This is a genomic window from Actinoplanes sp. NPDC051859 (genome assembly GCF_044452725.1).
Classification (GTDB): Bacteria; Actinomycetota; Actinomycetes; order Mycobacteriales; family Micromonosporaceae; genus Actinoplanes.
In genome coordinates this window covers 176,531-200,453 of sequence record NZ_JBITBX010000003.1, presented here as the reverse complement: position 1 = coordinate 200,453, position 23,923 = coordinate 176,531, and the positions used below count along the sequence as shown (strand labels likewise).

Below are 23,923 nucleotides of genomic sequence, written 5' to 3'. Positions count from 1 at the left end.
GGCCCTTCGACGTTACGTAACCCCGCAGTCACGATCCAGCGCGTTATCTGTCGACCGGCGAGAAATCCCATACGTGCGGAGACCGCGCCACCAGGTTTGCCGGCGGCTCCGGAAGGGAAGCGGGCGGGTTCCGCCACTTCGAGATGACCACAATGCGCAGATCCGTGGAGGTGAACACCTCACTCGACACGTGCGAGGGCAGCACCTCCAGCGCCGGCAGCGCCACATCACACACCCAGGTCAGCAGCTCGTCAAAGCCGCTGCGCGAGGCGCGTACCTCCCACATCCGTGCGATCATCCTGGCTTCCTACCCCGCGACGGCAATCGAGGTCAATGCCATCGCCGAATCAGCCGGCAACTCCAGCGGGCTCGGCGACACCCCGGCGGCCACCAGATGCGACCCGAGCGCCGCCACCATCGCCCCGTTGTCCGTACACAACTGTGGCCTCGGCACCCGCACCCGGATGCCCAGCTTCGCGGCGCGTTCCTCCGCCAGCAGCCGCAGTCGGGAATTCGCCGCCACCCCACCACCGATGATCAGCGTCTGGACGCCGTGCTCCCGACAGGCGTCCAACGCCTTCGCGGTCAGCACATCGCAGACCGACTCCTGGAAACTCGCGGCCACATCGGCGACCGGCACCGGCTCGCCACTGCGCTCCCGGGCCTCCACCCAGCGCGCCACGGCGGTCTTCAACCCCGAGAACGAGAAGTCGAACCGGTAGCGGTCGATATCCTTCGCCGCGGTCAACCCCCGAGGGAACGCAATGGCCCGCGGGTCGCCGTCCCGGGCCGTACGGTCGATCACCGGCCCGCCCGGAAATCCCATCCCCAGCAGCCGGGCCACCTTGTCGAAGGCCTCCCCCGCCGCGTCGTCGATGGTCGCACCCAACGGCTGCACCCCGGCGGTGAGATCGTCCACGAGCAGCAGCGAGGAATGCCCGCCGGACACCAGCATCGCCACCGCTGGTTCCGGCAACGGCCCGTGTTCCAAGGTGTCCACGGCGACATGCGCCGCGAGGTGATTCACGCCGTAGATCGGCTTCTCCGCCGCGAGGGCGTACCCCTTGGCGGCAGCGACACCGACGAGCAGCGCCCCCGCAAGCCCCGGCCCGGCAGTCACCGCGATCGCGTCAATGTCGGCCAGCGTCACGCCCGCCTCGTCCAACGCCCGCTGCATGGTCGGCACGATCGCTTCCAGGTGCGCCCGGCTGGCAACCTCCGGCACCACCCCGCCGAACCGCGCATGTTGGTCCACACTGGAGGCCAACGCATCAGCCAGCAAGGTGTGCCCCCGCACGATGCCGACGCCGGTCTCATCGCAAGAGGTCTCGATCCCAAGAACCAGGGGCTCGTCACGCATCGCGCATCATCACCAGGGCATCCGTGTTACTCGGTTGATAGTAGCCCCGCCGAATCCCGACGGGCTCGAAGTCATACCGCGCATACAGCCGCTGAGCAGGCTGATTGTCGACAGCGACCTCCAACAACACCTTCCGCTTCCCTGCCCGCTCCAGCAGCGTCTCGAGCAGCGCCCGCCCCAGACCCCGCTGCTGCGCGTCCCGCCGGACGGCGATGTTCTGCACCCAGCTCTCCTCGTCGTCGACCACCGCCAGGCCGGCGTACCCGAGCACCCGGTCGTCCTCGACAGCCACCACGTAGAAGTTCCGCTGCGCCAACTCGTTCCAGAACATCGTGGCGGACCACTTCTCCGGCCCGAAAAGGTCCTCTTCCAGCGGCAACACCTCGGCAATGTGCCACCACCGAAACCGCTCAATCATCACAGCCCGACCCTCCGAGCCACCGGCTTGGGCCCCCGTCCCAGCGGCACGGTCCTCCGCCCCAGCGGCACGGTCCTCCGCCCCAGCGGCACGGTCCTCCGCCCCAGCGGCACGGTCCTCCGCCCCAGCGGCACGGTCCTCCGCCCCAGCAGCCCGGTCCTCCGCCCCAGCAGCCCGGTCCTCCGCCCCAGCAGCCCGGTCCTCCGCCCCAGCGGCACAGTCCTGGGAGCTCTTGGCAAAGTCCTTCGTGTGGGCAGCACGATCCTTCAAGCCGCCGGCACTACCCTTCGCCACGGCGACACGGTGCTCAGAGCCGTTAGCGCCGTCTGGTGTCACGGCAGCACAGTCTTCCGCGCAGCGGGTTCGACCGCGTCCGGCCTCCGCAGGTAGAGCGGCGTCAGCGCGTCCCCCGGCGCCCCGGCGCGGATCTTGTCCCACGCAAGCGCGATCAGCGCCTCGCCCGGCGGGTACAGCAGTCGATCATCGATGGGCACCCCGAACACGTCGCTGTACTTCAGCGCGCCCTCGCCGACGGCCCGCTCGGCATCCACCAGCACCTCAGCTGGCTTCGCCACCGCCGGCTCAGTCACCCGCACACCATCGACATAGGTGGCGAAATACACCTCCCGTCGCCGCGCATCGGTTGCCACCAGGACCCGCCCCGGCCCGGCAGCCCGACCGATCGCATCCAGCGAACAGATGCCGTACGCCGGAATGCCCAGCGCCTGCCCCATGCTCGCCGCCGTAGCGAGCCCAACCCGCAGCCCGGTGAATGGCCCCGGCCCCAGCCCGGCAACGATCCCGCCCAGCTGCGCGGGCCGCACCCCGGCCCCGGCAAGCACCGCCCTGATCTGCGGCGCCAGCAACTCCCCATGCGCCCGCGAATCGACAACGCGGCGTTCGCCCAGCCCGGTCAGCGCGGAATCGGTCACTTCCGCAAGGGCAGCCGTGACCGCAGGAGTGGACGTATCCAGGGCAAGTACCAGCACCAGGAAACAGTAGCGGCCGACCATAATCCAGCCGCGCACCGACCCAAACCCAACCGCACCGATCAACCGCCCGCACGCCAGCTCAGCCCAACCCGCACGCCAGCCCAACCCGCACGCCAGGCCAACCCGCACGCCCAGGCCAACCCGCACGCCCAGGCCAACCCGCACGCCAGCCCAACCCGCACGCCAGCCCAACCCGCACGCACGCCAACCCGCACGCCAGCCCAACCCGCACGTCAGGCCAACCGCACGCACGCCAGCCCAACCCGCACGTCAGGCCAACCGCACGCACGCCAGCCCAACCGCACGCCAGGCCAAACCGCACGCGCGCTAGCCCGACCCGCACGCCACGCCGACCCTCGCACCTGGCCTACCTGCGCACGAGGTTGACGCCGGAGTCGAGGCTCAGCCGTCCGCTGTCCAGGGATGAGCGGCGTCAGCGGCTAGCTACGGGGGTCCCAGTCAATCGTGGGACGTCCGGCATCCGCGAGTGCCTTGTTGGCCGCACTGAACATCCGGGCGCCGAAGAAGTCCCGGCCGCCGTTCATCGGGCTGGGGTGTCCGGATTCGATCACCGTATGGACGGGGTTGGTGACGAAGGCTGCCTTTTTACGGGCGTAGGCACCCCAGAGCAGGAACACCACTCGTTCCTGCCGCGCGTTCAGGGCTCGGATCGTCGCGTCGGTGAATTCCTCCCACCCTTTGCCTTTGTGCGAGGCCGCCGCCCCTGCGCGTACGGTGAGAACCGCGTTGAGCAGCAGCACACCCTGTTTCGCCCACCCAGTGAGGTCACCGCTCGTCGTGGGTGGCACACCGAGGTCAGCCGCGAGTTCCTTGTAGACGTTACGGAGCGACGGGGGGACCCGGACGCCGTCGCGAACGCTGAAGCTGAGGCCGTGCGCCTGCCCCGGCCCGTGGTACGGGTCTTGGCCGAGGATCAGCACTCGCGTCTGCTCGGGCGTGCACAGCCGGTACGCGGCGAAGAGGTCTTCGACCGGCGGGTAGACGTTGTGCTGGGCATACTGCTCGCCGACAAACGCGCCCAGCGCCTCGGTGGCGGCGGGGTCGAGGAACGGCGTCAGTTCCGCACGCCAGGCGGTGGGGAGCAGTTCGGGCAGCTTCACTTGATCTCCGGGTTGCAGAGTTTGTCGAGGCGGGCGGCCCAGTCGCCACCATGGGGTACCAGGTCGATCACGCGGGTGTCGTCGTCGAGGCGGTCGATGTGCACGGCAAGGTGTTCATCGTTGAGCTGCTCGACCAGGCCCGCCCCCCATTCGACAACGGTGACGGCATCTTCGGCGGCGGCGTCGAGGTCGAGGTCGTCGATCTCCGCTCGCGGGTCGGCAGCATCACCCAGCCGGTACGCGTCGGCGTGCACCAGCGGCACCTCGCCGCCTCGCGCCGGGTCGGGCCGGTGCACGCGGGCGATGACGAAGGTGGGCGAGGTGATGGCGCCGAGCACTTTCAGCCCGGCGCCGATGCCTTGCACCAAAGCGGTCTTGCCGGCGCCGAGGGGGCCAGTCAGCAAGAGCAGGTCTCCTGCGCGCAGGAGACCTGCTAGTCGCACACCGAAAGCTTGAGTTTCATCCACAGTGGCTAGTCGGTGCTTCATCCGTGTCGCTCCAGGAAGGACAGCAACGCGGCGTTGACCTCATCCGCCTTTTCCAACATCACCACATGACCACTGTTGTCGATCTTCATGAGCTCCGCGTCCGGCAGGCGTCGGAGAATATCCTCCGAGTGCGCCACCGGCGTCAGGTAGTCCTTGTCCCCGACCAGCACGAGGACCGGCACTTTTTCCAACGCCGACAGAGCCGGGAACCGGTTGTGCGTATAGAGGGTGCGCAGATATTTGGTGAGGGTCTCGACCGAGGTGCGGGAGTTCATCTGCTCGACGAAGGTCACCAGCGACGGGCTGGGCCGGGAGTCACCGAACCCGTAGCGGCGGGTCAACAGCCAGGCGAGGTCGGAAGAGGCAACCCGGGCGCGGTCGATCACGGTCCCGCCGAGCCGCGCGGCGCCGCCCCACACCGGGATGAACGGGGCACTGGCGCGGGCAACCAGGGTCGGCAGGCCGATTTTCGCCTTGTCGATCAGACCGGCCGAAGTGGACATGAGGACCACGCCGGTGACCCGTTCGCCGAACCATTCCGGGTATTGCTCGGCGAACGCCATGACAGTCATGCCGCCCATCGAGTGCCCTACCAAAATGATGCGCCCGTCCGGCACCGCCTCGTTCAGCACGGCGGCCAGCGACTTTCCGAGCGCCGCGATGTCGTAGTCGCCGGACTGCAAGCGGCTCGACCGGCCGTGACCCGGCTGGTCGTAGCAGACGAGTCGGTATTGACCCTGCTCCGTGAGGGCCTGCCGCTGGAAATAGAACGTGCCCATGTCCAGGGCGAAACCGTGCACGAAGACGATCGTGGGCCTGTCACCGGCCTGCCGAGGCTCCACGATCTCCACGTGCAGTTTGGTGCCGTCTGCTGCGGTAACGGTGAGCTCGGAGTCGTGCGGCTGCTCACCGAATTCCTCGTCCGCATACGGGTCGCCGGGTGCGTTCACCGATCGGCGGACGAGAGCTCGCTCGACGGCGAATGCCGTGGCGAGCCCGGCCGCGGCGACACCGATGACGGCACCGGCGATGCCGACCTGCTTCGCGCGGCGGCGCGGTCCGGACCGCCCGGACCGAGACGTGCCACGGGCGGACGGTTTGGCGGAACTCATCCGGTCTCCTCGGGGGAAGAGCTGACGTGGTTGCTGCCGGATGCTTTACCCGCTGATCCGACATAGACGCGCGGCACTCTGGATCCGCCGAACCGGGTCACGATCTCGTAGTTGATCGTGCCGGTCGCCTCGGCCCAGTCGGTGGCGGTCGGTTCACCGGCGTCGCCCGAGCCGAAGAGGACCGCCACGTCGCCTACCGCGATCGGGTCGTCGCCGCAGTCCAGGACAAACTGGTCCATGCTGACCCGTCCGGCGATGCGACGCACGGCGCCACCGAGCAGCACCGGGCCAACGTTGGAGGCATGTCGCGGGACACCATCGCCGTAGCCGAGCGGCACGAGGGCGAGGGTGGTCTCGCGGGCGGTGTGATACGTGTGACCGTACGAAACGCCTTGGCCGGCCGGGACCCGCTTGGTGAGGGCGACCCTGGCCCGGGCGGTCATCGCGGGGCGCAGCCCCGGGGGCGGCGGGCCGGGCAAGGGCGACAGGCCGTAGACCGCCACACCGGGCCGAACCAGGTTGTAGTGGGTGTCCGGGCGGGTGAGCATGGCGGCCGAGTTGGCGATATGGCGGTAGCGCGGCTGCACTCCGAAGCGCTCCGCGACCGCCAGCGCCTCCTCGAAGCCGGCCAACTGGTCGTCGATCGTCTCGTGACCGGGCAGGTCGGCGCACGCGAAATGGCTCCAGATCCCGATGACCTCGAGGTCTCCGCCTGCCTGCGCCTTCGCCGCGGCCTCCACCAGGGCGGACCAGTCGGCCGACGTTGCGCCGCCGCGGGACAGGCCGGTATCGATCTTGAGATGCACCCGGGCTGCCCGCCGGGCGTGGCGAGCGGCCGCGATGACCTCATTGAGCTGACCGAGACTGCCGGCATTGAGATCCACATCCGCTTCGACGCCCTCGTGCAGCGGCATTCCCGGCGCATGGAGCCAGGCCAGGACGGGAGCGACGATCCCGGCCCGGCGCAGAATCAGGGCCTCGTCGAGGGTCGCGACGCCGAGCCAGGTGGCACCGCCGGCCAGGGCGGCACGGGCCGCGGGCAGCATGCCGTGTCCGTAACCGTCGGCCTTCACGGCCGCCATGACTTCAGCGGTGGTGCCGGTCCGCAGCATCGCCACGTTGTCGCGAATCGCGTCCAGATCGATCCGGACCTCGGCCTGCCACATGTTCACCACCCTACTGACCGGGTCCGACAGAACCACGTCACCGCAGGTCCGCCAGCACCGAGCGCAACGCTGCGGCAACATCCGGCGCGGTCACCGGCCCGTCGACCGCGGCGTGGCGTCCAGCCAGGCCATGCACGTACGCGGCGGCCACAGCCGCTCGCTCAGCGGGCACCCCCGCGGCGAGCAGGGAACCCAGCAGGCCTGCCAGCACGTCACCCGATCCGGCGGTGGCAAGGGCGGCGCTGCCGGTCGGATTGGCCCAGACCTCACCGGCCGGCGTCGCCACGATGGTCCGATCGCCCTTGAGGAGCACCACGGCGTTGATCCACGCGGCGAGGCGACAAGCGGCACCAACTCGGTCGGCGCCGGGTGCCTGCCCGGACAGTCGGGCGAACTCCCCGTCGTGCGGAGTGATCACCAGCGGTGCGTCCCGCCGCAAATCCGTCGCGAGCTGCCCATCCACCAGCAGGTTCAGGGCATCGGCATCCAGCAGGACCGGCAACGACGAGGCCAGGACGCTTCGCAGTTCCGTACGCGCATCGGCTCCCGTGCCCAGCCCCGACCCGCACACCCAGGCCTGCACTCGGCCGGCGTCGGCGACCCGCTCGGTGGCGATCACTGACGGGTGTTGCCGCAGCACCTCGGGTCCGGCGCTGCCGGCATAACGCACCAGGCCAGCCGGCCCGGCCAGCGCCCCGGCAATCGACAGCACCGCCGCGCCCGGATAGGTCGCGGACCCCGTCGCCACCCCGACCACGCCGCGGCTGTACTTGTCTGACCCGGAATGCGTGCGGGGCCACCACGCGGCGATATCGGACACGTCAGGGACGCGTACGGCAGGATCAGCTCGCAGCGTCGCGCCCAGACCGATGTCCACCAGGTCGACGTGGCCCGCCAGGGCCGCGGCGGGCCCCACGACGTGCGCGGGCTTGAGACAGCCGAACGTCACCGTGACGTCGGCGTGCACCGCGTCGCCCGGCACGTCACCTGTGTCCACCGCCACACCACTCGGCACGTCCACCGCCACCACGGGCGGCCGTCCGCCATCTCGCGCCTGCAGACTGCTGAGCCGAGCGACAAGGGCGGCCGCCTGATCCCGCAATCCACCGCTCACGCCGATGCCCACGATGCCGTCGACCACCAGATCGGCGCACACCGGCAGGTCGGTGATCGCGCGCCCACCCGCGCGACGCAGCGCGGCAAGTCCGGCGGAATGCGCCCGATTCGGGTCGAGAAGCACTGCCGACACCGCGGCACCACGCCCGGACAGCAGCGCTCCCGCGAAGAGCGTGTCACCACCGTTGTCACCACTGCCCACGAGCAGCACGACGCTCGCGCCATAGACACCGCCGCTCTCGCGCAGCAGCAAGGCGCACCGACGGGCGAGTCCAGCCGCGGCCCGTTGCATGAGAGTGCCGGCTGGCAGGGTCGCCATCAGGGCTTTCTCTGCCGAGCGTACGTCCGCAACCCGCCATGCCTGCCGCATCCGTGCTCCCGTCTGTCAGGCCTCGGCGACCACCATGGCCGAGGCGATGCCGCCGTCGTGGGACAGCGACAGATGCCACCGATTGACGCCTCGCTCGGCCGCCACCGCCGCGACCGTACCGGAGACCGTGAGCCACGGTCGGCCATCCGGGTCCGAGACGATCTCGCAGTCGTGCCAGCGCAGCCCGCCAGGCGCGCCCAAGGCTTTGGCTACCGCTTCTTTCGCTGCAAAGCGGGCGGCCAGCGACTCCGGCGAGCGCGGGTTGCCGGACGGCGTCGTCCGTTCCGCATCGGTGAAGAGCCGATCCGCAAGCAGCGGCGTGCGTTCCAGTGCGCGGGCGAACCGTTCGACCAGCACCACGTCGATCCCGACAGACACGATCACACAGCCAACCCTATCGGTGCGAGTTATCCACAACGTGCTGTCGGAGCCGCGTTATCCACAGGCTGGATTCGGCCGGTTCCCGCTTTCCCTAACGTCGTCGGCCCGAGCCTGTCCCGGCTCGCGAACGGCCAAGGGAAGGTTGCCGATGACACAAGAGTTCGAGGTCACCACGGAAGGCCTGCGCGCCTGGGCGGAAAAGCTGATCAGAGCGGGCGATCGGCTGCACGCCGATCCATTGCCGCCCATTCCGGGTCCGCCCTGGTCAGCCTCTGCCGCGGGTACGGGCGCAGCCACAGCCGCCCAGCACACTTTGGCAGCGATCGCCGACGACCTCATCGCCACAGCCCGAGCCGCAGCCGCCACAGCCGGCGCTTATGACGACACCGACAATCGAGTCGCTGACCGCTTTCGGGCATTGCGATGAGCGTGCTGCAGGCGACCGACCCACGCCACTGGAGTGTGATCGCCTCGGCGTGGCGAATCCTGGCTTCCACAGCTGGAATCTGGTCCGCCGAGCTACGGCAGCTCTCCGCTGCCTTACGGACGATCTGGCAGGGCAGAGCGGCGCTTGCCGCCGGCGACCAGCTCCTCCGGATTCTCCGCCGGCTGGACCTCTTCCGGCTGGACTGCTGGGCCGCTGACCAGGCGCTGAGCGAGTTCGCCGCAGCGCTGGACCGAGCCCGGCGCAGCAATGATCTCGGCATCGCCACCGCAGCAGACATCCGGGCAAGCAAGACCCTCCGGGAGGTGTTTCGGATCCCCGCGCAACCGCCAGGCACCGATCCACCTGCCTGCACGGCAACGCCAGCCGAGGTGAACCGGTGGTGGAACGGCCTCGACCCGGCGCATCGCGGCTGGCTGCTCGTTACCGGACCGGGCTGGATCGGCTCGCTGGACGGCATTCCCGCCGCCGCCCGGGACCGCGCCAACCGGCTGTTGCTCAACGAGCTGCGAGGTAGCGGCGCACTGGCTCATCAGCTAGCTGAGGGGGACGGGCTGCGGGCGTACCTCCTGCAGATCGATCCCACGGGTGACGGGCGGGCGGTGCTTGCGCTGGGCGATCCCGACTCGGCCGCTAACGTCGTCACCCATGTGCCAGGCATGACGGCCGACCTGGCCTCGGTCGGAGGCGAGCTTGCCCGCGTGGCGCGGCTCTCGGCCCAGGCGGGTGAACTGTCACCGGGCGTAGCAACCAGTGCGATCCTGTGGCTGGGCTACGACGCTCCGGACCATCTGGGCGAGGCGGTAAGCCGAGCGCAGGCCGACAGAGGAGCTACCGCCCTGCGCTACTTCCAGGAGGGGCTGCGCGCGACTCACGAGGGTCTGACCGCTCGACAGACCGTGCTCGGGCACAGCTACGGGTCGCTAGTCGTGGGCACCGCCGCGGCCGAGCCCGCATTCGACGCCGATAGCGTGGTCTTCGTCGGCTCGCCGGGCGTGGGCGTGGATGCCGCGGCGCACCTGCACGTTCCGTCCACCGAGGTGTGGGCCACGACTTCCCTGACGGACCCCATCCAGTGGGCCGCCGTGTCACCCCGCAGCCTGGCCGAGGATGCACTCCTCGCCCCGGCCGGTCCGGCGGGTGCTCTGCTCGCATTCGGTCGACCGGAGCGCGACCTCTTCTTCGGCAGAAACCCCGCCGACCCTGCCTTCGGCGGGCGAACATTCGCGGCCCAGGCCAGCGCCGGGCACCTCGGCTATTGGGCCGAGGGTGGCCCGGCGCTGGACGCCTTGGCGCACATCGTGGTGGGGAGCACCGATGTCATTCCACGGTGACGGACTTCGCCAGGTTGCGCGGCTGGTCAACGTCGTGGCCGCGAGCGGCGGCAATCTCACAGGCAAGGACCTGCAGCGGCACGGTGGTCATCAACGGCGCGAGCAGGGTCGGCGTCGGCGGCACCGGGATCAGGTGATCGGCGAAGGCTCGAACGTCCTCGTCACCCTCCTCCGCGATCACGATCGTCCGGGCGCCCCGGGCCCGAACCTCCTGAATGTTGGAGACGACCTTGTCCCGCATGACGCCGCGCCCGGCGGGGGAAGGCACCACGCACACGACCGGGGTGCCCTGGTCGATCAGCGAGATCGGGCCGTGCTTGAGCTCGCCGGCGGCGAAGCCCTCGGCGTGCATATAGGCGAGTTCCTTGAGCTTGAGCGCGCCTTCCAGCGCCACCGGGAAGCCCACGTGCCGGCCGATGAACAGCAGGGTCGAGGCGGTCCGCAGGTCCCGGGCCAGCGCTCGGACCTCCTCCATGCGGTCCAGCAGGGTGCGGAGGCTGTCCGGGGTGGCCTGCAGCTTCTCGACCACGGCGGCGACCTCGTCGGCGTACATCACGCCGCGCACCTGGGCCAGATGCAGGCCGATCAGGTAGCAGGCGACGAGCTGGGTGAGGAAAGCCTTGGTGGAGGCGACAGCGATTTCCGGGCCGCCATGGGTGTAGAGCACGGCGTCCGACTCACGCGGGATGGTGGACCCGTTGGTGTTGCAGATGGCGAGGACTCGAGCCTTCTGCTCCTTGGCGTGCCGGAGCGCCATCAGGGTGTCCATCGTCTCGCCCGACTGGCTGATCACGATCACCAGGGTGGAACGGTCCAGGATCGGGTCGCGGTAGCGGAACTCGCTAGCCAGCTCCACCTCACAAGGAATGCGCACCCAGTGCTCGATCGCGTACTTCGCCACCATGCCCGCGTGGTACGACGTACCGCAGGCCACGATGAACACCTTGTCCACATCCCGCAGGTCCTGGTCGGTAAGCCGCACCTCGTCCAGGATGATCTCGCCGCGTTCGCTCAGCCGGCCCAGCAGCGTGTCGGCGATGGCCTGGGGCTGCTCGGCGATCTCCTTGAGCATGAAGTAGTCGTAGCCACCCTTCTCGGCGGCGGACAGGTCCCAGTCGACGTGGTATTCCTGGCCGGTCGCCGGGGCGCCATCGAAGTCGGTGATCTCGATGTCCGCTCCGGTGATCAGGACAACCTGGTCCTGACCCAGCTCGATCGCCTCGCGGGTGTGCTCGATGAAGGCGGAGACATCACTGGCGAGGAAGTTCTCCCCCTGCCCGCGGCCCACCACCAGCGGCGAGTTACGCCGGGCGGCAACCACCGCGTCCGGCACACCAAGGTCGATGGCAAGCAGCGTGAACGCGCCCTCGAGACGGCGCACCACGCGGCGCATGCCCTCAGCCAGCAGCTGCGGGCCGTCAGCCGCACCGGAGTCCCGCAGCGTACGCATCTCGGCGGCGAGCAAGTGAGCCGCGCACTCGGTGTCGGTGTCACTGACGAACTCGGTGCCGTTGGCTTCCAGTTCGGCGCGCAGCCGAGCGAAGTTCTCGATGATCCCGTTGTGGATCACCGCGACCCGCCCGTCAGCCGACAGGTGCGGGTGCGCATTCCGGTCGGTGGGTCCGCCGTGCGTGGCCCAGCGGGTGTGCCCGATGGCGGTCTTCCCGGCCGCGATCCCGTCGCTCGCCCGATCGGCCAGCGCCTTTTCCAGATTCGCCAGCTTTCCGGCCCGCTTCTCGGTCAGGATGACGGAGTCATCGATGACAGCCACGCCGGCCGAGTCGTATCCGCGGTATTCCAACCGGCGGAGCCCGTCGAGGACGATTTGCAGCGCCGGACGATTGCCGACGTAACCCACGATCCCACACATGAAGGGCAGCCTAGCGGACAATTGCTCACGGACGCTGCTCGAGAAGCATACTTTCGCGCATCGTACGTGAGCGAAACAGCCGTTCGGTCAGCCGTGCGCGGACTCCCGTCCAGGTCACGAGCAACGCTGACCCGACCGGGTGATCCAGGTCTGGCTTGGCAGGCGTACCGTCGGCCGTACGCCTGCTCTGGAGAGACGATTGAGCTATCCACCGCCCACGGATCCCACTCGCCCGCTGCCCCCGGAGGAGCCGCCCTCGGGCGAGCCCTGGTCGTCACCGACCGGCGATCCCCTGGCGCCCACGCCGTTCGAGCCGCCGACCGTCGCGCAGAGCCAGCCGCCCACCGCGCCCTCCAGCGGATCTCCCTTCGCCCCGCCGAGCGGGCCGCCTGCCGCCAGCTATGGCGAGCCACCCACCACCCCCTACGGCGGCGAGCCACCGACCACGCCATACGGCCAGCCGCCGGCAGCGCCCTTCAACGAGCCACCCACGACGCCCTACAGCGGATCACCCGCCGCACCATTCAGCGGGCCACCCGCAGCGCCCCACAGCGGGCCACCCGCAGCGCCGTTCAGCGGGCCACCCGCAGCGCCGTTCAGCGGGCCACCCGCAGCGCCCCACAGCGGGCCGCCGGCTACGCCGCAGTTTCAACCCGGTATTGCCTCGCTGCCCGAGCCGCCGGCCAGCGCACCTCCCGCCATGTATCCGCCGACTTCGCAGTTCCCGGCGGTCGATCAACCGCCGTCCCAGCAAGGCGGCTACCCGCCGCCTGGTGGATTCGCGCCGCCTGGTGGATTCGCGCCGCCGCCGGCCTACGGGCAGCCACCCGGGTACGGCGCCCCTCCCCCGCCGCCACCGAAACGCAACAACACCCCGTTAGTCGCAGTGCTGATCGCGGTGACGCTGCTGCTCTGCGCGGGTGGGATCACCTCGGGGGTGCTGCTGGTCAACCGGGCCACCGACAAGGCCGAAGAAGCGATCAACAACCTCCCCACGCCACCCAGCCTGACCGTGCCACAGGTGCCCACCGAAGTGCCGGAAGTGCCGGGCCTGCCCACCGACTTGCCCGAACTACCGACCAACCTCCCGCAACTGCCCGGCGAGGGCACGGAGATCGAGGTCGAGTACGAGGTCACCGGCGACGGTCCGGTCGAGATCGTCTACATGGAAGACCTCGGCAAGGAGCCGAAACGAGTCAGCGACGCCAAGCTGCCCTGGCGCAAGACGGTCAAGCTGCGCGGCTCGTCGCTCGTTTCCGTGGTTGCCGTGCGCGGGAACATCACCGACGGGTCGATCAGTTGCAGTGCCAAGGTGAACGGCGAAGAGGTGGCACAGAAGACGAGCACCGGCACCTTCATCACCGCCACCTGCTCCAAAGTGATTTTCTAGCGGAAGGCCGTAGTCTGACGCGCGTGACGATGTCGACCTCCGCGGATCCGCTCGTCGGCCGCATGCGCCCCTTCGGCACCACTATCTTCGCCGAGATGTCCGCGCTCGCCGTCCGGACCGGCTCGGTCAACCTGGGACAAGGCTTCCCCGACACCGACGGGCCGCCGGAGATGCTGGCCGCCGCAGCCGAGGCGTTGCGGTCCGGCGCCAACCAGTACCCGCCGCTGGCCGGCATCCCCGCGCTGCGGCAGGCGATCGTCGCGCACGAGGACAGGTTCTGGGGGCTTGGTCGGGACCCGAACACCGAAGTTGCGGTCACTGCCGGGGCTACCGAGGCGATCGCGGCGACCATTCTGGCGTTGTGCGAGGCCGGCGACGAGGTGGTGTGCTTCGAGCCGTACTACGACTCGTACGCGGCGTCGATCACGCTGGCCGGTGCGGTGCGGCGGCCGGTGACCCTACGGCCCGGTGCCAGCGGGCGGTACGACTTCGACCCGGACGAGTTGCGGGCGGCTTTTGGTCCGCGTACCCGTCTAGTGCTGCTGAACACGCCGCACAACCCGACCGGCAAGGTCTTCACGACGGAAGAACTGACGCTGATCGCCCAGCTCTGCCAGGAACATGACGTGAATGCCGTCACCGACGAGGTCTACGAGCACCTCGTGTTCACGGACACCGCGACACCGCACGTGCCGCTGGCGACCTTGCCGGGTATGCGGGAGCGCACGCTGCGGATCTCTTCGGCGGGCAAGACGTTCTCCTGCACCGGATGGAAGGTCGGCTGGGCAACCGGCCCGGCCGCGCTGGTCTCCGCGGTGCTCCGGGTCAAGCAGTTCCTGACCTTCGTCAACGCCGGGCCGCTGCAACCAGCCGTCGCGGTGGCTCTCGCGCTCCCCGACGCCTACTTCACCACATTCCGCGACGGTCTCCAGGCCCGCCGGGATCGCCTGGTCTCCGGGCTGACCGACGCCGGCTTCGGGGTGCTGCCGTCCGAGGGCACCTACTTCGTGACGGCCGATATCACGCCGCTGGGCGGTAAGGACGGGGTCGATTTCTGCCGCTCACTTCCCGAGCAGTGTGGTGTCGTGGCGGTGCCCACCCAGGTCTTCTACGACCACCAGGATCAGGGCCGCCACCTGATCCGCTTCGCCTTCTGCAAACGCGAAGACGTCATCGATGAAGCCGCACAGCGCCTCCGCACCCTCGCCAGCAGCAGCTGAGGCCCGGTCGCCCGCAAAGCCGCCCAAGCCCGAGCCACCCGAGCTCGACCGCCAAAGCCCAGCTGTCCGCAACGCCGCCTGAACCCGGAGGCCAAGCCCCGGCCGCCCGCACAGCCGCCCAAGCCCGAGCCACCCGAGCTCGACCGCCAAAGCCCAGCTGTCCGCAACGCCGCCTGAACCCGGAAGCCAAGCCCCGGCCGCCCGCAAAGACGGCAGAGCCCGGCCGCGACAGCGGCCGGGCTACCAAAAACTCAAGCGCGGAAGCCGCATCAGGCAGGGCTGGCGGACCGTACCTCGTCGGCGACGCGCTCGGCGACCGTCCGGGCCTGTTCCTGAGTGGCCGCCTCGACCATGACCCGGACCAGAGGCTCGGTGCCCGACGGGCGGAGCAGCACCCGGCCAGTCTCGCCCAGCTCTGCCTCAGCCAGCGCCACCGCGGCCTGGACGGTCGGGGCCTGGGCGCCTGCCTCACGGTCCTGCACCGGGACGTTGATCAGTTCCTGCGGGAGTTTGTGCATGACCGCGGCCAGGTCCGCCAGGGACTTGCCGGAGGCCGCCATCGTGGCCATCAGGTGCAGGCCGGTCAGGACGCCGTCGCCGGTGGTGGCGTAGGCGGGCATGACGATGTGGCCGCTCTGCTCGCCGCCGAGGGCGAGGTTGCCGGCGGTCAGCTCTTCGAGGACGTAGCGGTCGCCGACCTTGGTCTCGAGGAGGCGGATGCCGGCCTGCTTCATGGCCAGCCGCAGGCCGAGGTTGCTCATCACCGTGGCAACCAGGGTGCCGTCGGTGAGCGTGCCGGCCTCGCGCATGGCGAGGGCCAGGATCGCCATGATCTGGTCGCCGTCGACGATGTCACCGGCGGCAGTGACGGCCAGGCAGCGGTCGGCGTCGCCGTCGTGGGCCAGGCCGAGGTCGGCACCTTCGCGGATGACGGCCTCGCGGAGCGCCTCCATGTGGGTGGAGCCGCAGTTGTCGTTGATGTTGAGGCCGTCGGGGTCGGCGTGAATGGCGACGACCTCCGCGCCGGCCTGCTCGTAGGCGGCCGGGCCGACGTCGCTGGCGGCGCCGTTGGCGCAGTCGACGACCACCTTGACGCCTTCCAGGGTGTGCGGCACCGAGGCGAGGAGGTGCTTCACGTAGTGCTCGGCGCCGTCCAGCAGGTCGTGGACGCGGCCCACGCCGGCGCCGGTGGGGCGGCCTACCAGGCCGTGCCCGTCTTCGATCGCCGCTTCGATGCGCGCTTCGAGCTCGTCGGGCAGCTTGTGGCCGCCCGGGGCGAAGAGTTTGATGCCGTTGTCCGGCATGGGGTTGTGCGAGGCCGACAGCATGACACCGAGGTCCGCCTGCGCCTGACCGACCAGGTACGCGACCGCGGGCGTGGGCAGCACGCCGACCCGGACGACGTTGGCGCCCGCACTCGTCAGGCCCGCCACCACGGCCGCTTCCAGCATTTCGCCGCTGGCGCGGGGGTCCCGGCCGACGATCGCGAGCGGCTGGTGGCTGCGGTCGCTTTCGATGAGCACCCGGGCGGCCGCGACCGCGACCGAGAGGGCCAGTTCCGGGGTGAGCAGCTCACCGTTCGCGAGCCCACGTACGCCGTCCGTACCGAAGAGTCGCCCCATCGTGGTCGTTCCTTTCGCCGGTCCGATCCCTCAAGTAAAGGCCGACCGGTGCGTAGTTCGGGCAGGGAAATGCGAAACGGCCGGGCGCGCCCCCAGCGAGGGGGCGCACCCGGCCGTCCGGTCAGACGTGGTGCAAGGCGAGCGCTGCGATCAGCGCTTCGAGTACTGCGGGGCCTTGCGGGCCTTCTTGAGACCGTACTTCTTGCTTTCCTTGACCCGGGCGTCCCGGGTGAGGAAGCCGGCCTTCTTGAGCGCCGGGCGGTCATCGGGCTCGTTGGTGATGAGCGCACGGGCGATGCCGAGGCGGAGGGCGCCGGCCTGGCCGGTGATGCCGCCGCCGCGCAGGTTCGCGATGACGTCGAACTGCTCGGCCTTCTCGGCGGTGTTCAGCGGCTCGCGGATGAGCTGCTGGTGCACCTTGCTCGGGAAGTACTCCGCGAGTTCGCGGCCGTTGCAGGTGATCTTGCCGGTGCCGGGGACGAGCCGGACCCGGACGATGGCCTCCTTGCGGCGGCCCACGGTCTGGATCGGACGGTCGCCCGGGCGGGGAGCGCGCACCACGACCGGCGCGGCCTCGACGACGACGGTCTCCGCGGGGGTTTCCACCGTCTCGGCGGGAACCTCGGCAGCGGCCTCAGCGGGGGCCTCGACGGTCTCGACGACCTCGGGCTCGGCGATGTCGGACATGCTGTTTCCTTCGCCCGCGCTCACTGCGCGATCTGCTTGATTTCGAACGGCACCGGCTGCTGCGCGGCGTGCGGGTGCTCGGCGCCGGGGTAGACCTTCAGCTTCTTGATGATCTGCCGGGCGAGCTTGTTGTGCGGGAGCATGCCCTTGACGGCCAGCTCGACCGCGTGCTCGGGGCGCTTGGTCAGCAGCTCTTCGTAGCCGACCTGCTTCAGGCCACCCGGGTAGCCGGAGTGGCGGTAGGCGACCTTGGTCTGGCGCTTGTTGCCGGTCAGCGCGACCTTGCCCGCGTTGATGATCACCACGAAGTCGCCGGTGTCGACGTGCGGGGCGAAAATCGGCTTGTGCTTGCCGCGCAGAAGGGTGGCGGCGTGGGTGGCCAGGCGACCCAGAACGACGTCAGAAGCGTCGATAATGTGCCACTGACGCTCGATCTCACCCGGCTTCGGGCTGTACGTACGCACAGAATTACCTTGTCTCGTCGTCGGTCTGGGGAGCGCGCGCCTGTTCGCCACCAACAGCAGGTGTCGAGCACGAACATCGAGCGTACCCGAAGGGGAACGCTCGCAGCTGTCGCACAACAGCAGGCAACAATACCCGCCGGCGCAGCGCGCGGTCAAAACGGGCTAGGAGGCCCGTCAGGCCGACGGACCGCATAACTTATCGGCCCCAGGATAGGCCGTGACCCCCGGCACGCCGACGCCGGGTGACGTGATTCCACCCACGGGAGTCCGCGGAGGGCGGCATCGGGGGCGGGCGGGCGCTTGACGGAATCGAAACATACGGGACTTGGGGGCGAAATCACCCACCGCCACGATGCGGTGATGGCGAGTGGTGCGGCGACCTCTTTGTCCGGTTACACGGTCGGCGTCACGTCGGACCGCCGCCGAGCGGAGCTGGCGGACCTGTTCACGCGTCTGGGAGCCCGGGTGATTTGCGCGCCCGCTTTGCGTGTGGTCTCCTGCGCCGACAGCGCTGAGCTGCGTACGGCGACACGGGACTGCCTCGACACACCACCCGACATTGTGTGGGACGGCTCCGGCGACGGGCTGGGTGGCTGGCTCAGCGCCGCGGAGAGCTGGGGTGTCGCCGAGCCGCTGCGTGCCGTACTGATGCGCTCGTGTCTGCTCACCCGCGGCGACCTCGACGACCACCTCGACGACCTCCTGGCCCGGGGTGTGGCGGGCCTGACCGTCGCGATGCAACTACACGGGGAAAGTCAGCCGGAGGCCGCGGAAGTGCTGCGGACGGCCGGCGCGCGCGTGATCGAGGTCCCGGTGTTCCGGTGGGCGCCGCCGGCCGACCAGGCGCCGCTGTTTCGGCTGGTCGATCTTGTCGCCGCCCGGTTGGTGGACGCGGTGACCTTCACCTCCGCGCCCGCGGTGACCGCCCTCCTGCGCGCGGCCGGGCCGCGCGCTGCCACGGTCCTGGAAGCGCTGCGCGGGGACGTGCTCGCGGCCTGCGTCGGGCCGGTCACCGCCGCGCCGCTGCGCGAGCGCGACGTGCCCGTGGTGACGCCGGCACGTGCCGGGTCGGGCGCCCTTGTGCGTACGGTCGAAAAAGCGCTGCCCGGCCGAGCGCGCACGATCGACGTGGCCGGACACCGACTGACCCTGCGCGGCCATGCCGCGATCGTCGACGGCGAACTGAAGCCGCTGGCGCCCGGCCCGATGGCGGTCTTGCGCGCACTCGCCGCGACGCCGGGCCGGGTGCTGTCCCGGGCGGTACTCCTCCACGCCCTGCCCCGCGGCGCTGACGAGCACGCCGTGGAGATGGCCGTGGCCCGATTGCGCGCCGGGCTGGGTCTGCCCGGCGTGGTGCAGACCGTGGTGAAGCGCGGCTACCGGCTGCCGGCCTGAGACGGGTCCTAGCCCACCGCGGCCGGGAAGCCTCGACCCTGCTCGGCCACCAACGTGCGCATCGCGTGTTCCACGACGCCCACCAGCACCGACTTCACCGAGTCCCGGTGTCGCGCATCGCACATGATCAGCGGCACGTGCGACGAGATCGCCAACGCCTCCCGCACCTCGTCCGGCTCGTACTGGGGCGCGCCGTCGAAGCAGTTCAGCGCGACCAGGTACGGCAGGTGCCGGTTCTCGAAGTAGTCGAGCGGCGCGAAGGCATCGGAGATCCGTCGGGTGTCCACCAGCACGGCCGCACCCACGGCACCCCGGATCAGCTCGTCCCACATGAACCAGAAGCGGGTCTGTCCGGGCGTACCGAAGAGGTACAGGATCAGGTCCTCAGCCATGGTGATCCGACCGAAGTCCATCGCCACCGTGGTGGTTTCCTTGCCTGGCACCTTGGAGGCGTCGTCGATGCCCTGCCCGGCCGAGGTCATGACGGCCTCGGTGGTCAGCGGCTCGATCTCGGAGACCGCACCGACCAGCGTCGTCTTGCCGACGCCGAAGCCACCGGCGACAACGATCTTCGCGGAGGTGATCTCCTTGGGTTGCGCCCCCGCTCGCTCAGAGCTTGCGAAGTCCACTCAACACCCTTTCCAGCAGATCCATCCGCTCCGTGAATCCACTTTTGGGAGCGGCGCTGTGCAGCGACAACATCCCGTCGGCGACCATGTCGGCGACGAGAACTCGGGCGGCGCCCAGGGGGAGCCTGCTGTAGACCGCTATCTCGGCCAACGACTGCGCCCGTGGCTCACACAGCACGGCTATGCGGTACTTGTCGTGCCCGGCGAACCGGGCTTCCTGAACAGCGGCCTGGCTGGCTACCAGCACCGCCTCGATCGGTATTTCCCGGCGCGGCTCGGTCCGGCCTCTGGTGACCGCATACGGTCGGACCAGGTTGCCGCGCGGATCGTACGGCTGTCCCATCGAGCGATCACCTCCTGCCAGGCTGTCCGCGGTCGGTCGGTCAGACCTGGCCGGCGACGACTTCACGCGGAGCCGGCACCAGGGCGGCGCCGACCCGTTCGACCAACAGGGCCATTTCGTAGCCGACCTGGCCGACGTCACAACTGCGAGCTGCCAGGACGGCCATGGACGAACCGTCGCTGATGGACATCAGGAACAGGTAGCCGCTGTCCATCTCGATGATTGTCTGCTGCACCTGGCCGGCATTGAACATTCGCGACGCACCGTCGGTGAGGCTGACCACGCCGGAGGTGATCGCGGCAAGCTGGTCGGCCCGGTCCCCGGGCAGATCCCGGGAGGAGGCCAGCAGCAGCCCGTCGGCGGAGACCGCGACCACGTGGGCGATGCCCGCGACGCTGTCGGCGAAGTTGCTGAGCAGCCAGCCCATGTCCTGCATGGTGGGGGGCCTGGTCACTGTCCGTTCTCCTTAGGAGCAGGGGCGAGGGCGGCAGCTTCTTCACTGCCGGCCGTACGCCCGCGTTGCACACCCCGGTGGTACGCGGAGAGAAGCCCGCGGACCTCGTCTGGGCTGCGCCGGTTCTGGTGATGAAGGTTGCTTTCCACGCCGCCCGGCACCAGCTGGGCCTGGGGCACCCGTTTGGGGAGCCCGGAGCGGGTGGTGTCGGTGACGTTGGGTTCGGCTGCTGCCATGGCCCGTTGCCAGCCCTCGTCGGCGGCTGTCCGCCAGGCGTCCTCTGCTGACCGACGCGGGCGCGGAACGGCCTGCCCGCTGTTCTCCGCACTCTCTGCGGCCGGGGCCGAAGCCGAAGCTGGGGCCGGGGCCGGGGCCGAAGCCGAAGCTGGGGCCGGAGCCGAAGCCGAAGCGGGGGCCGGAGCCAGGGCTGGAGCTGCAGCCGGGGCTGGCGCTGGGGCCGGAGGTGCGACGGGAGCGGCGACAGCTACCGGGGAATTCGGCGGGGGCGCGTAGCCCGCGGTGGGCAGGCCCCAATCCTCGATCGGTCCATCGTGACCCTTGAACCAACTCTGTTGCATCTGCAGGAAGATAGGCGCGGCTTCGGGCCGCTCGTCACGCGGTGCCGACACGGGAGGCGGCGGTGGCGGCGGCATCGCGGCGAGCGCAGCTCCCCACCCCCCGCTCGCCTCCGGACCGCGCGCGGGAACTAGCGGCTGCATCTCGGTCCGCGCGTCCCACTCCGGCGTCCGTTCCGGCTTGGAGGCACCGGGTTGGGGGTCCTCTGCGTTCCACACCGACTTTCGCGCCGGCTCCGGTTCGACCGGCTGGGCGATCCGGGTGGGCAGCGGCGGCCGGTCTTCGGCACCGCGCTTGGGCAGGGCGGGCCGGTTCGGGGTGGGAAAGCCTTCGCCGCTGGCGGGCCGCTGCGACGGCAGCAGCGGCAGCTGGGGGTGGACCGGGATCGCTGGCTGCTGTGGCTCGAAGTCGGGCAGGTCGGCCACCGACGTCCGGGGGTGCCCGTCGCCGTTGCGGTGCCCCGGGTCCAAGGCGATCGCCGGCAGCGTCGCCGTGACCGCCGGTCCCCGGCCCAGCGGCATCGGGTCGTTCCAGCCCACCGGCGCGGCATCCAGCGGGCGTCCACCGCGGGTCGGTGGATCGCTGGGGCGGAGACCGGGCAGCACCACAATGCTGTTCGGCAGGATGATCTGGGCGACCGTGCCGCCTTCGAGGTTGGCGCGCAGTTCGACGCGGATGCCGTACCGGGCGGCGAGGCGGCTCACCACGGCGAGGCCCATCAGCCGGAACGCGGCCACGTCGACGTCGGGGGTGTCGGCCAGCCGTCGGTTGAGGCCGTCCATCTGCTCTTCGGACATGCCGAGGCCGCGGTCTTCCACCTGGATGACCACATAGTCGCGGATGCGGCGGCCGTCAGCGACCACCACCGAATTGGGTGGCGAGAAGCGGGTGGCGTTGTCCAGCAGCTCCGCGACGAGCCGAACCACGTCGTTGACCGCGATGGCGGCGATGGAGATGTCGGTGTCGACCGTGCCGAACTCGATGCGGTTGTAGAGCTCGACTTCGGACTGCGCGGCACGCAGGGCGTCGACCACCAGCGCGTCTTCGCGGCGCGGGGCGCTGGAGTCGGCCCCGGCCAGGACGAGCAGGTTCTCGTCGTTGCGGCGCATTCGGGTGGCCAGGTGGTCGAGCTCGAAAAGCTGGGCGAGCCGCTTGGGGTCCTCCTCGCCGCGCTCGATCTGGTCGAGCTCGCCGATCATCCGGTCGACCAGGGTTTGCGAGCGGCGGGCCAGGTTCAGGAACATCGCGGAGACGCTGGTTCGCAGGGCTGCCTGCTCGGCGGCGACGCGGACGGCTTCCCGGTGGACCACGTTGAAGGCCTGGGCTACCTGCCCGACCTCGTCACGGTTGCTGAGCCGGATCGGGTCACGCACCTGGCGGACGATGTCCTCCAGTCCGCTGTCGCCCAGGTTGCGGACGTCGCGGAGCCGGGAGACCGCCTCGGGCAGGTCGCGATGGGCCACCGCGAGGGCGCCTTCGCGCAGTCGGCGCAGCGAGAGGTTGAGCGAACGCGCCAGGACGACGGCGAGCGCCACCGCGATGATCAGGGTCAGCAGCACGAGGGCGGCTTCGATGGCGGCCTGCCGGGTCACCGCGCCGCTCTCCCCCGCGGCCTGGTTCAGCGCCTGCGATTCGAGTCGCTGCTCGGCCCAGCGCATCAGGTCCACGACGGAACCCATGGACTGGATGATGTCGAGTGGTGGCACCGACGCGCCCCGCAGCAGCTGGGTGGCGGTCTGATCGGCGAGGTTGACCGCGTCGCCGGTGACCGTGTTGTCGACCAGGGACTGCTGGTCCGGGGTGGCGACCAGGGCGAAACCTTCGAGCGCTTCCTGCTGAGCGGTCTGCGTGGCGGTGAGGACGGACAGCTGTTCATCGCTGGTGTCCCCGGCTACGCGGGCGGCGTACGCCACGGCTTCCTGCTCCGCGGTGCCGGCCTTGGCCCGGGTGAAGGCGGCGACGGCGCGCAGGCTGTCGGCGACGGCACCCTCGCCCGCGTACTGGCTGAGGACCTCGCCGTAGCCGACCAGGTCGGTGATGACGACGCCGTAGCGCAGCACCGCCTCGGCGACGGCGATCTCGTCGCGATCCGTGATCTTCTTTCGGGTCGCGTCCATCGTGCGCAGATGGTCGTCGATGCGGGTGAGGCGGGCTTGCAGCGCGGGCGGCGGGTCACCCTGCGCACGGCGCGCCACGGTGTACTCCTGAATGCGCCGATCACTCTCAGCGATGACCGTGTTGTAACCGTCTGCTGTGGCCGCCCGATCGGCCAGGTATGCGGCTGCCGCGATCCGTTCCTGGTGGAGCTTGTGGGTCAGCTCGGAGACGTTCGTGGACAGCCGGGTCAGGTCTTCCACCTGGCCGGAGTCGAGCGCACGACCACCGACGTCGACGAGCCGTACGGCGGCGAGCGCCAGCACCGCGAGCAACGGAACGAAGAGGATCAGGCCGAGCTTGGAACGGATGCGGGCGTCACGCAGCCGGGGGAACCACCGCCGTCGCGTGCCCCGAGCCGGCACACCGCCGCGTTCACTTTCGTCATTTTCGCTGCTCAACGCCGAGTCGAAGCTGGCGGAGTCGGGATCGGCGACAGCGCTCGGGGTACGGGTCGCGGCCTGGGCCGAAGATCCGGTGCTCACGACATCTCCTCGCTGATCGTCCCCGCGTCTCTTCGCCCGTACGATCGCCGTCGCCCGGGCCCGGCCGAGCGAGGCGGCAGAGCACGTGCCACATGCGGCACGGCCGCGATTTCATCAGAGTCGGCAACCGTTTGGGAAGTGCGAGACCTCCCGGAAACAGCGTTCACGAAAGCCCGGCAATCTCCGGTGCGGGTCGACAAGCGACAGTGCGTAGGCGTTGACGTGCGCGAATGTAACCGGAACGGCGCCTGTTGCCGGCACAGTGACGATCGTCCATCAAGATTCCAACCACTATGTGGGATGCGCATCCCGCGAACCACGCCGGGTGCGG

General features: G+C 69.9%; 23 protein-coding genes. 5 read left to right on the top strand and 18 right to left on the bottom strand.

The features are described 5' to 3' along the window. Positions 1-43 precede the first annotated feature (43 nt). The 10 genes from ACIA1L_RS08900 to ACIA1L_RS08855 form a co-directional block, all read right to left on the bottom strand. Positions 44-298, bottom strand: a complete 255-nt coding sequence (locus tag ACIA1L_RS08900) for a hypothetical protein (RefSeq protein WP_396072008.1) — start codon at positions 296-298, stop codon at positions 44-46. 9 nt (positions 299-307) lie between these two features. Further along, positions 308-1,360, bottom strand: a complete 1,053-nt coding sequence (tsaD, locus tag ACIA1L_RS08895) for a tRNA (adenosine(37)-N6)-threonylcarbamoyltransferase complex transferase subunit TsaD (protein WP_396072007.1) — start codon at positions 1,358-1,360, stop codon at positions 308-310. Then, positions 1,353-1,781, bottom strand: coding sequence for a ribosomal protein S18-alanine N-acetyltransferase (gene rimI, locus ACIA1L_RS08890; protein ID WP_396072006.1), 429 nt, complete (start codon positions 1,779-1,781; stop codon positions 1,353-1,355). Before rimI ends, tsaD begins: the two co-directional genes overlap by 8 nt. 329 nt (positions 1,782-2,110) lie before the next feature. Then, complete coding sequence (tsaB, locus tag ACIA1L_RS08885; protein ID WP_396072452.1) at positions 2,111-2,767, bottom strand: tRNA (adenosine(37)-N6)-threonylcarbamoyltransferase complex dimerization subunit type 1 TsaB; 657 nt, start codon at positions 2,765-2,767, stop codon at positions 2,111-2,113. Between the two features lie 443 nt (positions 2,768-3,210). Then, positions 3,211-3,891, bottom strand: a complete 681-nt coding sequence (locus ACIA1L_RS08880; RefSeq protein WP_396072005.1) for a uracil-DNA glycosylase — start codon at positions 3,889-3,891, stop codon at positions 3,211-3,213. After that, positions 3,888-4,379 carry a tRNA (adenosine(37)-N6)-threonylcarbamoyltransferase complex ATPase subunit type 1 TsaE gene (gene tsaE, locus ACIA1L_RS08875; RefSeq protein ID WP_396072004.1) on the bottom strand — a complete coding sequence of 164 codons (492 nt, stop codon included), beginning with the start codon at positions 4,377-4,379 and terminating at the stop codon, positions 3,888-3,890. The genes ACIA1L_RS08880 and tsaE overlap by 4 nt, the downstream gene beginning before the upstream one ends. Continuing rightward, positions 4,376-5,491, bottom strand: coding sequence for an alpha/beta fold hydrolase (locus ACIA1L_RS08870; RefSeq protein ID WP_396072003.1), 1,116 nt, complete (start codon positions 5,489-5,491; stop codon positions 4,376-4,378). The genes tsaE and ACIA1L_RS08870 overlap by 4 nt, the downstream gene beginning before the upstream one ends. Continuing rightward, positions 5,488-6,657, bottom strand: coding sequence for an alanine racemase (alr, locus tag ACIA1L_RS08865; protein WP_396072001.1), 1,170 nt, complete (start codon positions 6,655-6,657; stop codon positions 5,488-5,490). The genes ACIA1L_RS08870 and alr overlap by 4 nt, the downstream gene beginning before the upstream one ends. Positions 6,658-6,694: 37 nt before the next feature. Next, complete coding sequence (locus tag ACIA1L_RS08860; protein ID WP_396072000.1) at positions 6,695-8,143, bottom strand: NAD(P)H-hydrate dehydratase; 1,449 nt, start codon at positions 8,141-8,143, stop codon at positions 6,695-6,697. Positions 8,144-8,158: 15 nt separating this feature from the next. Continuing rightward, positions 8,159-8,527: a holo-ACP synthase gene (locus ACIA1L_RS08855; RefSeq protein WP_396071999.1), complete on the bottom strand. Its 369-nt coding sequence runs from the start codon at positions 8,525-8,527 to the stop codon at positions 8,159-8,161. A gap of 145 nt (positions 8,528-8,672) precedes the next feature. On the opposite strand from ACIA1L_RS08855, the gene ACIA1L_RS08850 reads away from it, so the two are divergent. Beyond that, complete coding sequence (locus ACIA1L_RS08850; RefSeq protein WP_396071997.1) at positions 8,673-8,951, top strand: hypothetical protein; 279 nt, start codon at positions 8,673-8,675, stop codon at positions 8,949-8,951. Then, the gene (locus ACIA1L_RS08845; RefSeq protein WP_396071996.1) at positions 8,948-10,303 is read left to right on the top strand and encodes an alpha/beta hydrolase; all 1,356 of its coding nucleotides are present in this window, start codon (positions 8,948-8,950) and stop codon (positions 10,301-10,303) included. Before ACIA1L_RS08850 ends, ACIA1L_RS08845 begins: the two co-directional genes overlap by 4 nt. Here ACIA1L_RS08845 and glmS read toward each other — a convergent pair. After that, positions 10,290-12,173: a glutamine--fructose-6-phosphate transaminase (isomerizing) gene (gene glmS / locus ACIA1L_RS08840; RefSeq protein WP_396071995.1), complete on the bottom strand. Its 1,884-nt coding sequence runs from the start codon at positions 12,171-12,173 to the stop codon at positions 10,290-10,292. The genes ACIA1L_RS08845 and glmS overlap by 14 nt on opposite strands. A gap of 886 nt (positions 12,174-13,059) precedes the next feature. Between glmS and ACIA1L_RS08835 the strand changes: the two genes are divergently transcribed. Then, positions 13,060-13,563 (top strand): MmpS family transport accessory protein, encoded by a 504-nt coding sequence (locus ACIA1L_RS08835; protein ID WP_396071994.1) that lies wholly within the window; start codon positions 13,060-13,062, stop codon positions 13,561-13,563. A 29-nt stretch (positions 13,564-13,592) separates the two neighbouring features. Beyond that, the gene (locus ACIA1L_RS08830; RefSeq protein ID WP_396072451.1) at positions 13,593-14,783 is read left to right on the top strand and encodes a pyridoxal phosphate-dependent aminotransferase; all 1,191 of its coding nucleotides are present in this window, start codon (positions 13,593-13,595) and stop codon (positions 14,781-14,783) included. Positions 14,784-15,052: 269 nt separating this feature from the next. Here the strand turns inward: ACIA1L_RS08830 and glmM are convergent, their stop codons facing one another. The 3 genes from glmM to rplM all read right to left on the bottom strand — a co-directional run bounded on the left by glmM (position 15,053) and on the right by rplM (position 17,556). Beyond that, complete coding sequence (gene glmM / locus ACIA1L_RS08825) at positions 15,053-16,405, bottom strand: phosphoglucosamine mutase (RefSeq protein WP_396071993.1); 1,353 nt, start codon at positions 16,403-16,405, stop codon at positions 15,053-15,055. A gap of 150 nt (positions 16,406-16,555) precedes the next feature. Further along, complete coding sequence (gene rpsI, locus ACIA1L_RS08820) at positions 16,556-17,092, bottom strand: 30S ribosomal protein S9 (RefSeq protein ID WP_396071992.1); 537 nt, start codon at positions 17,090-17,092, stop codon at positions 16,556-16,558. A gap of 20 nt (positions 17,093-17,112) precedes the next feature. Then, positions 17,113-17,556, bottom strand: coding sequence for a 50S ribosomal protein L13 (rplM, locus tag ACIA1L_RS08815; protein ID WP_396071991.1), 444 nt, complete (start codon positions 17,554-17,556; stop codon positions 17,113-17,115). A 360-nt stretch (positions 17,557-17,916) separates the two neighbouring features. Here rplM and ACIA1L_RS08810 point away from each other — a divergent pair, with 360 nt between their 5' ends. After that, on the top strand, positions 17,917-18,951 hold the full coding sequence (locus ACIA1L_RS08810) for a uroporphyrinogen-III synthase (RefSeq protein WP_396071989.1): 1,035 nt from the start codon (positions 17,917-17,919) through the stop codon (positions 18,949-18,951). Between the two features lie 8 nt (positions 18,952-18,959). Here the strand turns inward: ACIA1L_RS08810 and ACIA1L_RS08805 are convergent, their stop codons facing one another. Genes ACIA1L_RS08805 through ACIA1L_RS08790 form a run of 4 tightly spaced genes read right to left on the bottom strand, consistent with a single transcriptional unit; the run spans position 18,960 to position 23,472 of the window. Beyond that, complete coding sequence (locus tag ACIA1L_RS08805; RefSeq protein ID WP_396071988.1) at positions 18,960-19,580, bottom strand: GTP-binding protein; 621 nt, start codon at positions 19,578-19,580, stop codon at positions 18,960-18,962. Beyond that, a complete protein-coding gene (locus ACIA1L_RS08800) occupies positions 19,561-19,923 on the bottom strand; it encodes a DUF742 domain-containing protein (protein ID WP_396071987.1) in 363 nt (120 codons plus the stop codon). Before ACIA1L_RS08800 ends, ACIA1L_RS08805 begins: the two co-directional genes overlap by 20 nt. Before the next feature lie 40 nt (positions 19,924-19,963). Beyond that, positions 19,964-20,377 carry a roadblock/LC7 domain-containing protein gene (locus ACIA1L_RS08795; protein ID WP_396071986.1) on the bottom strand — a complete coding sequence of 138 codons (414 nt, stop codon included), beginning with the start codon at positions 20,375-20,377 and terminating at the stop codon, positions 19,964-19,966. Then, positions 20,374-23,472, bottom strand: a complete 3,099-nt coding sequence (locus tag ACIA1L_RS08790; protein ID WP_396072450.1) for a nitrate- and nitrite sensing domain-containing protein — start codon at positions 23,470-23,472, stop codon at positions 20,374-20,376. Before ACIA1L_RS08790 ends, ACIA1L_RS08795 begins: the two co-directional genes overlap by 4 nt. Positions 23,473-23,923 lie beyond the last annotated feature (451 nt).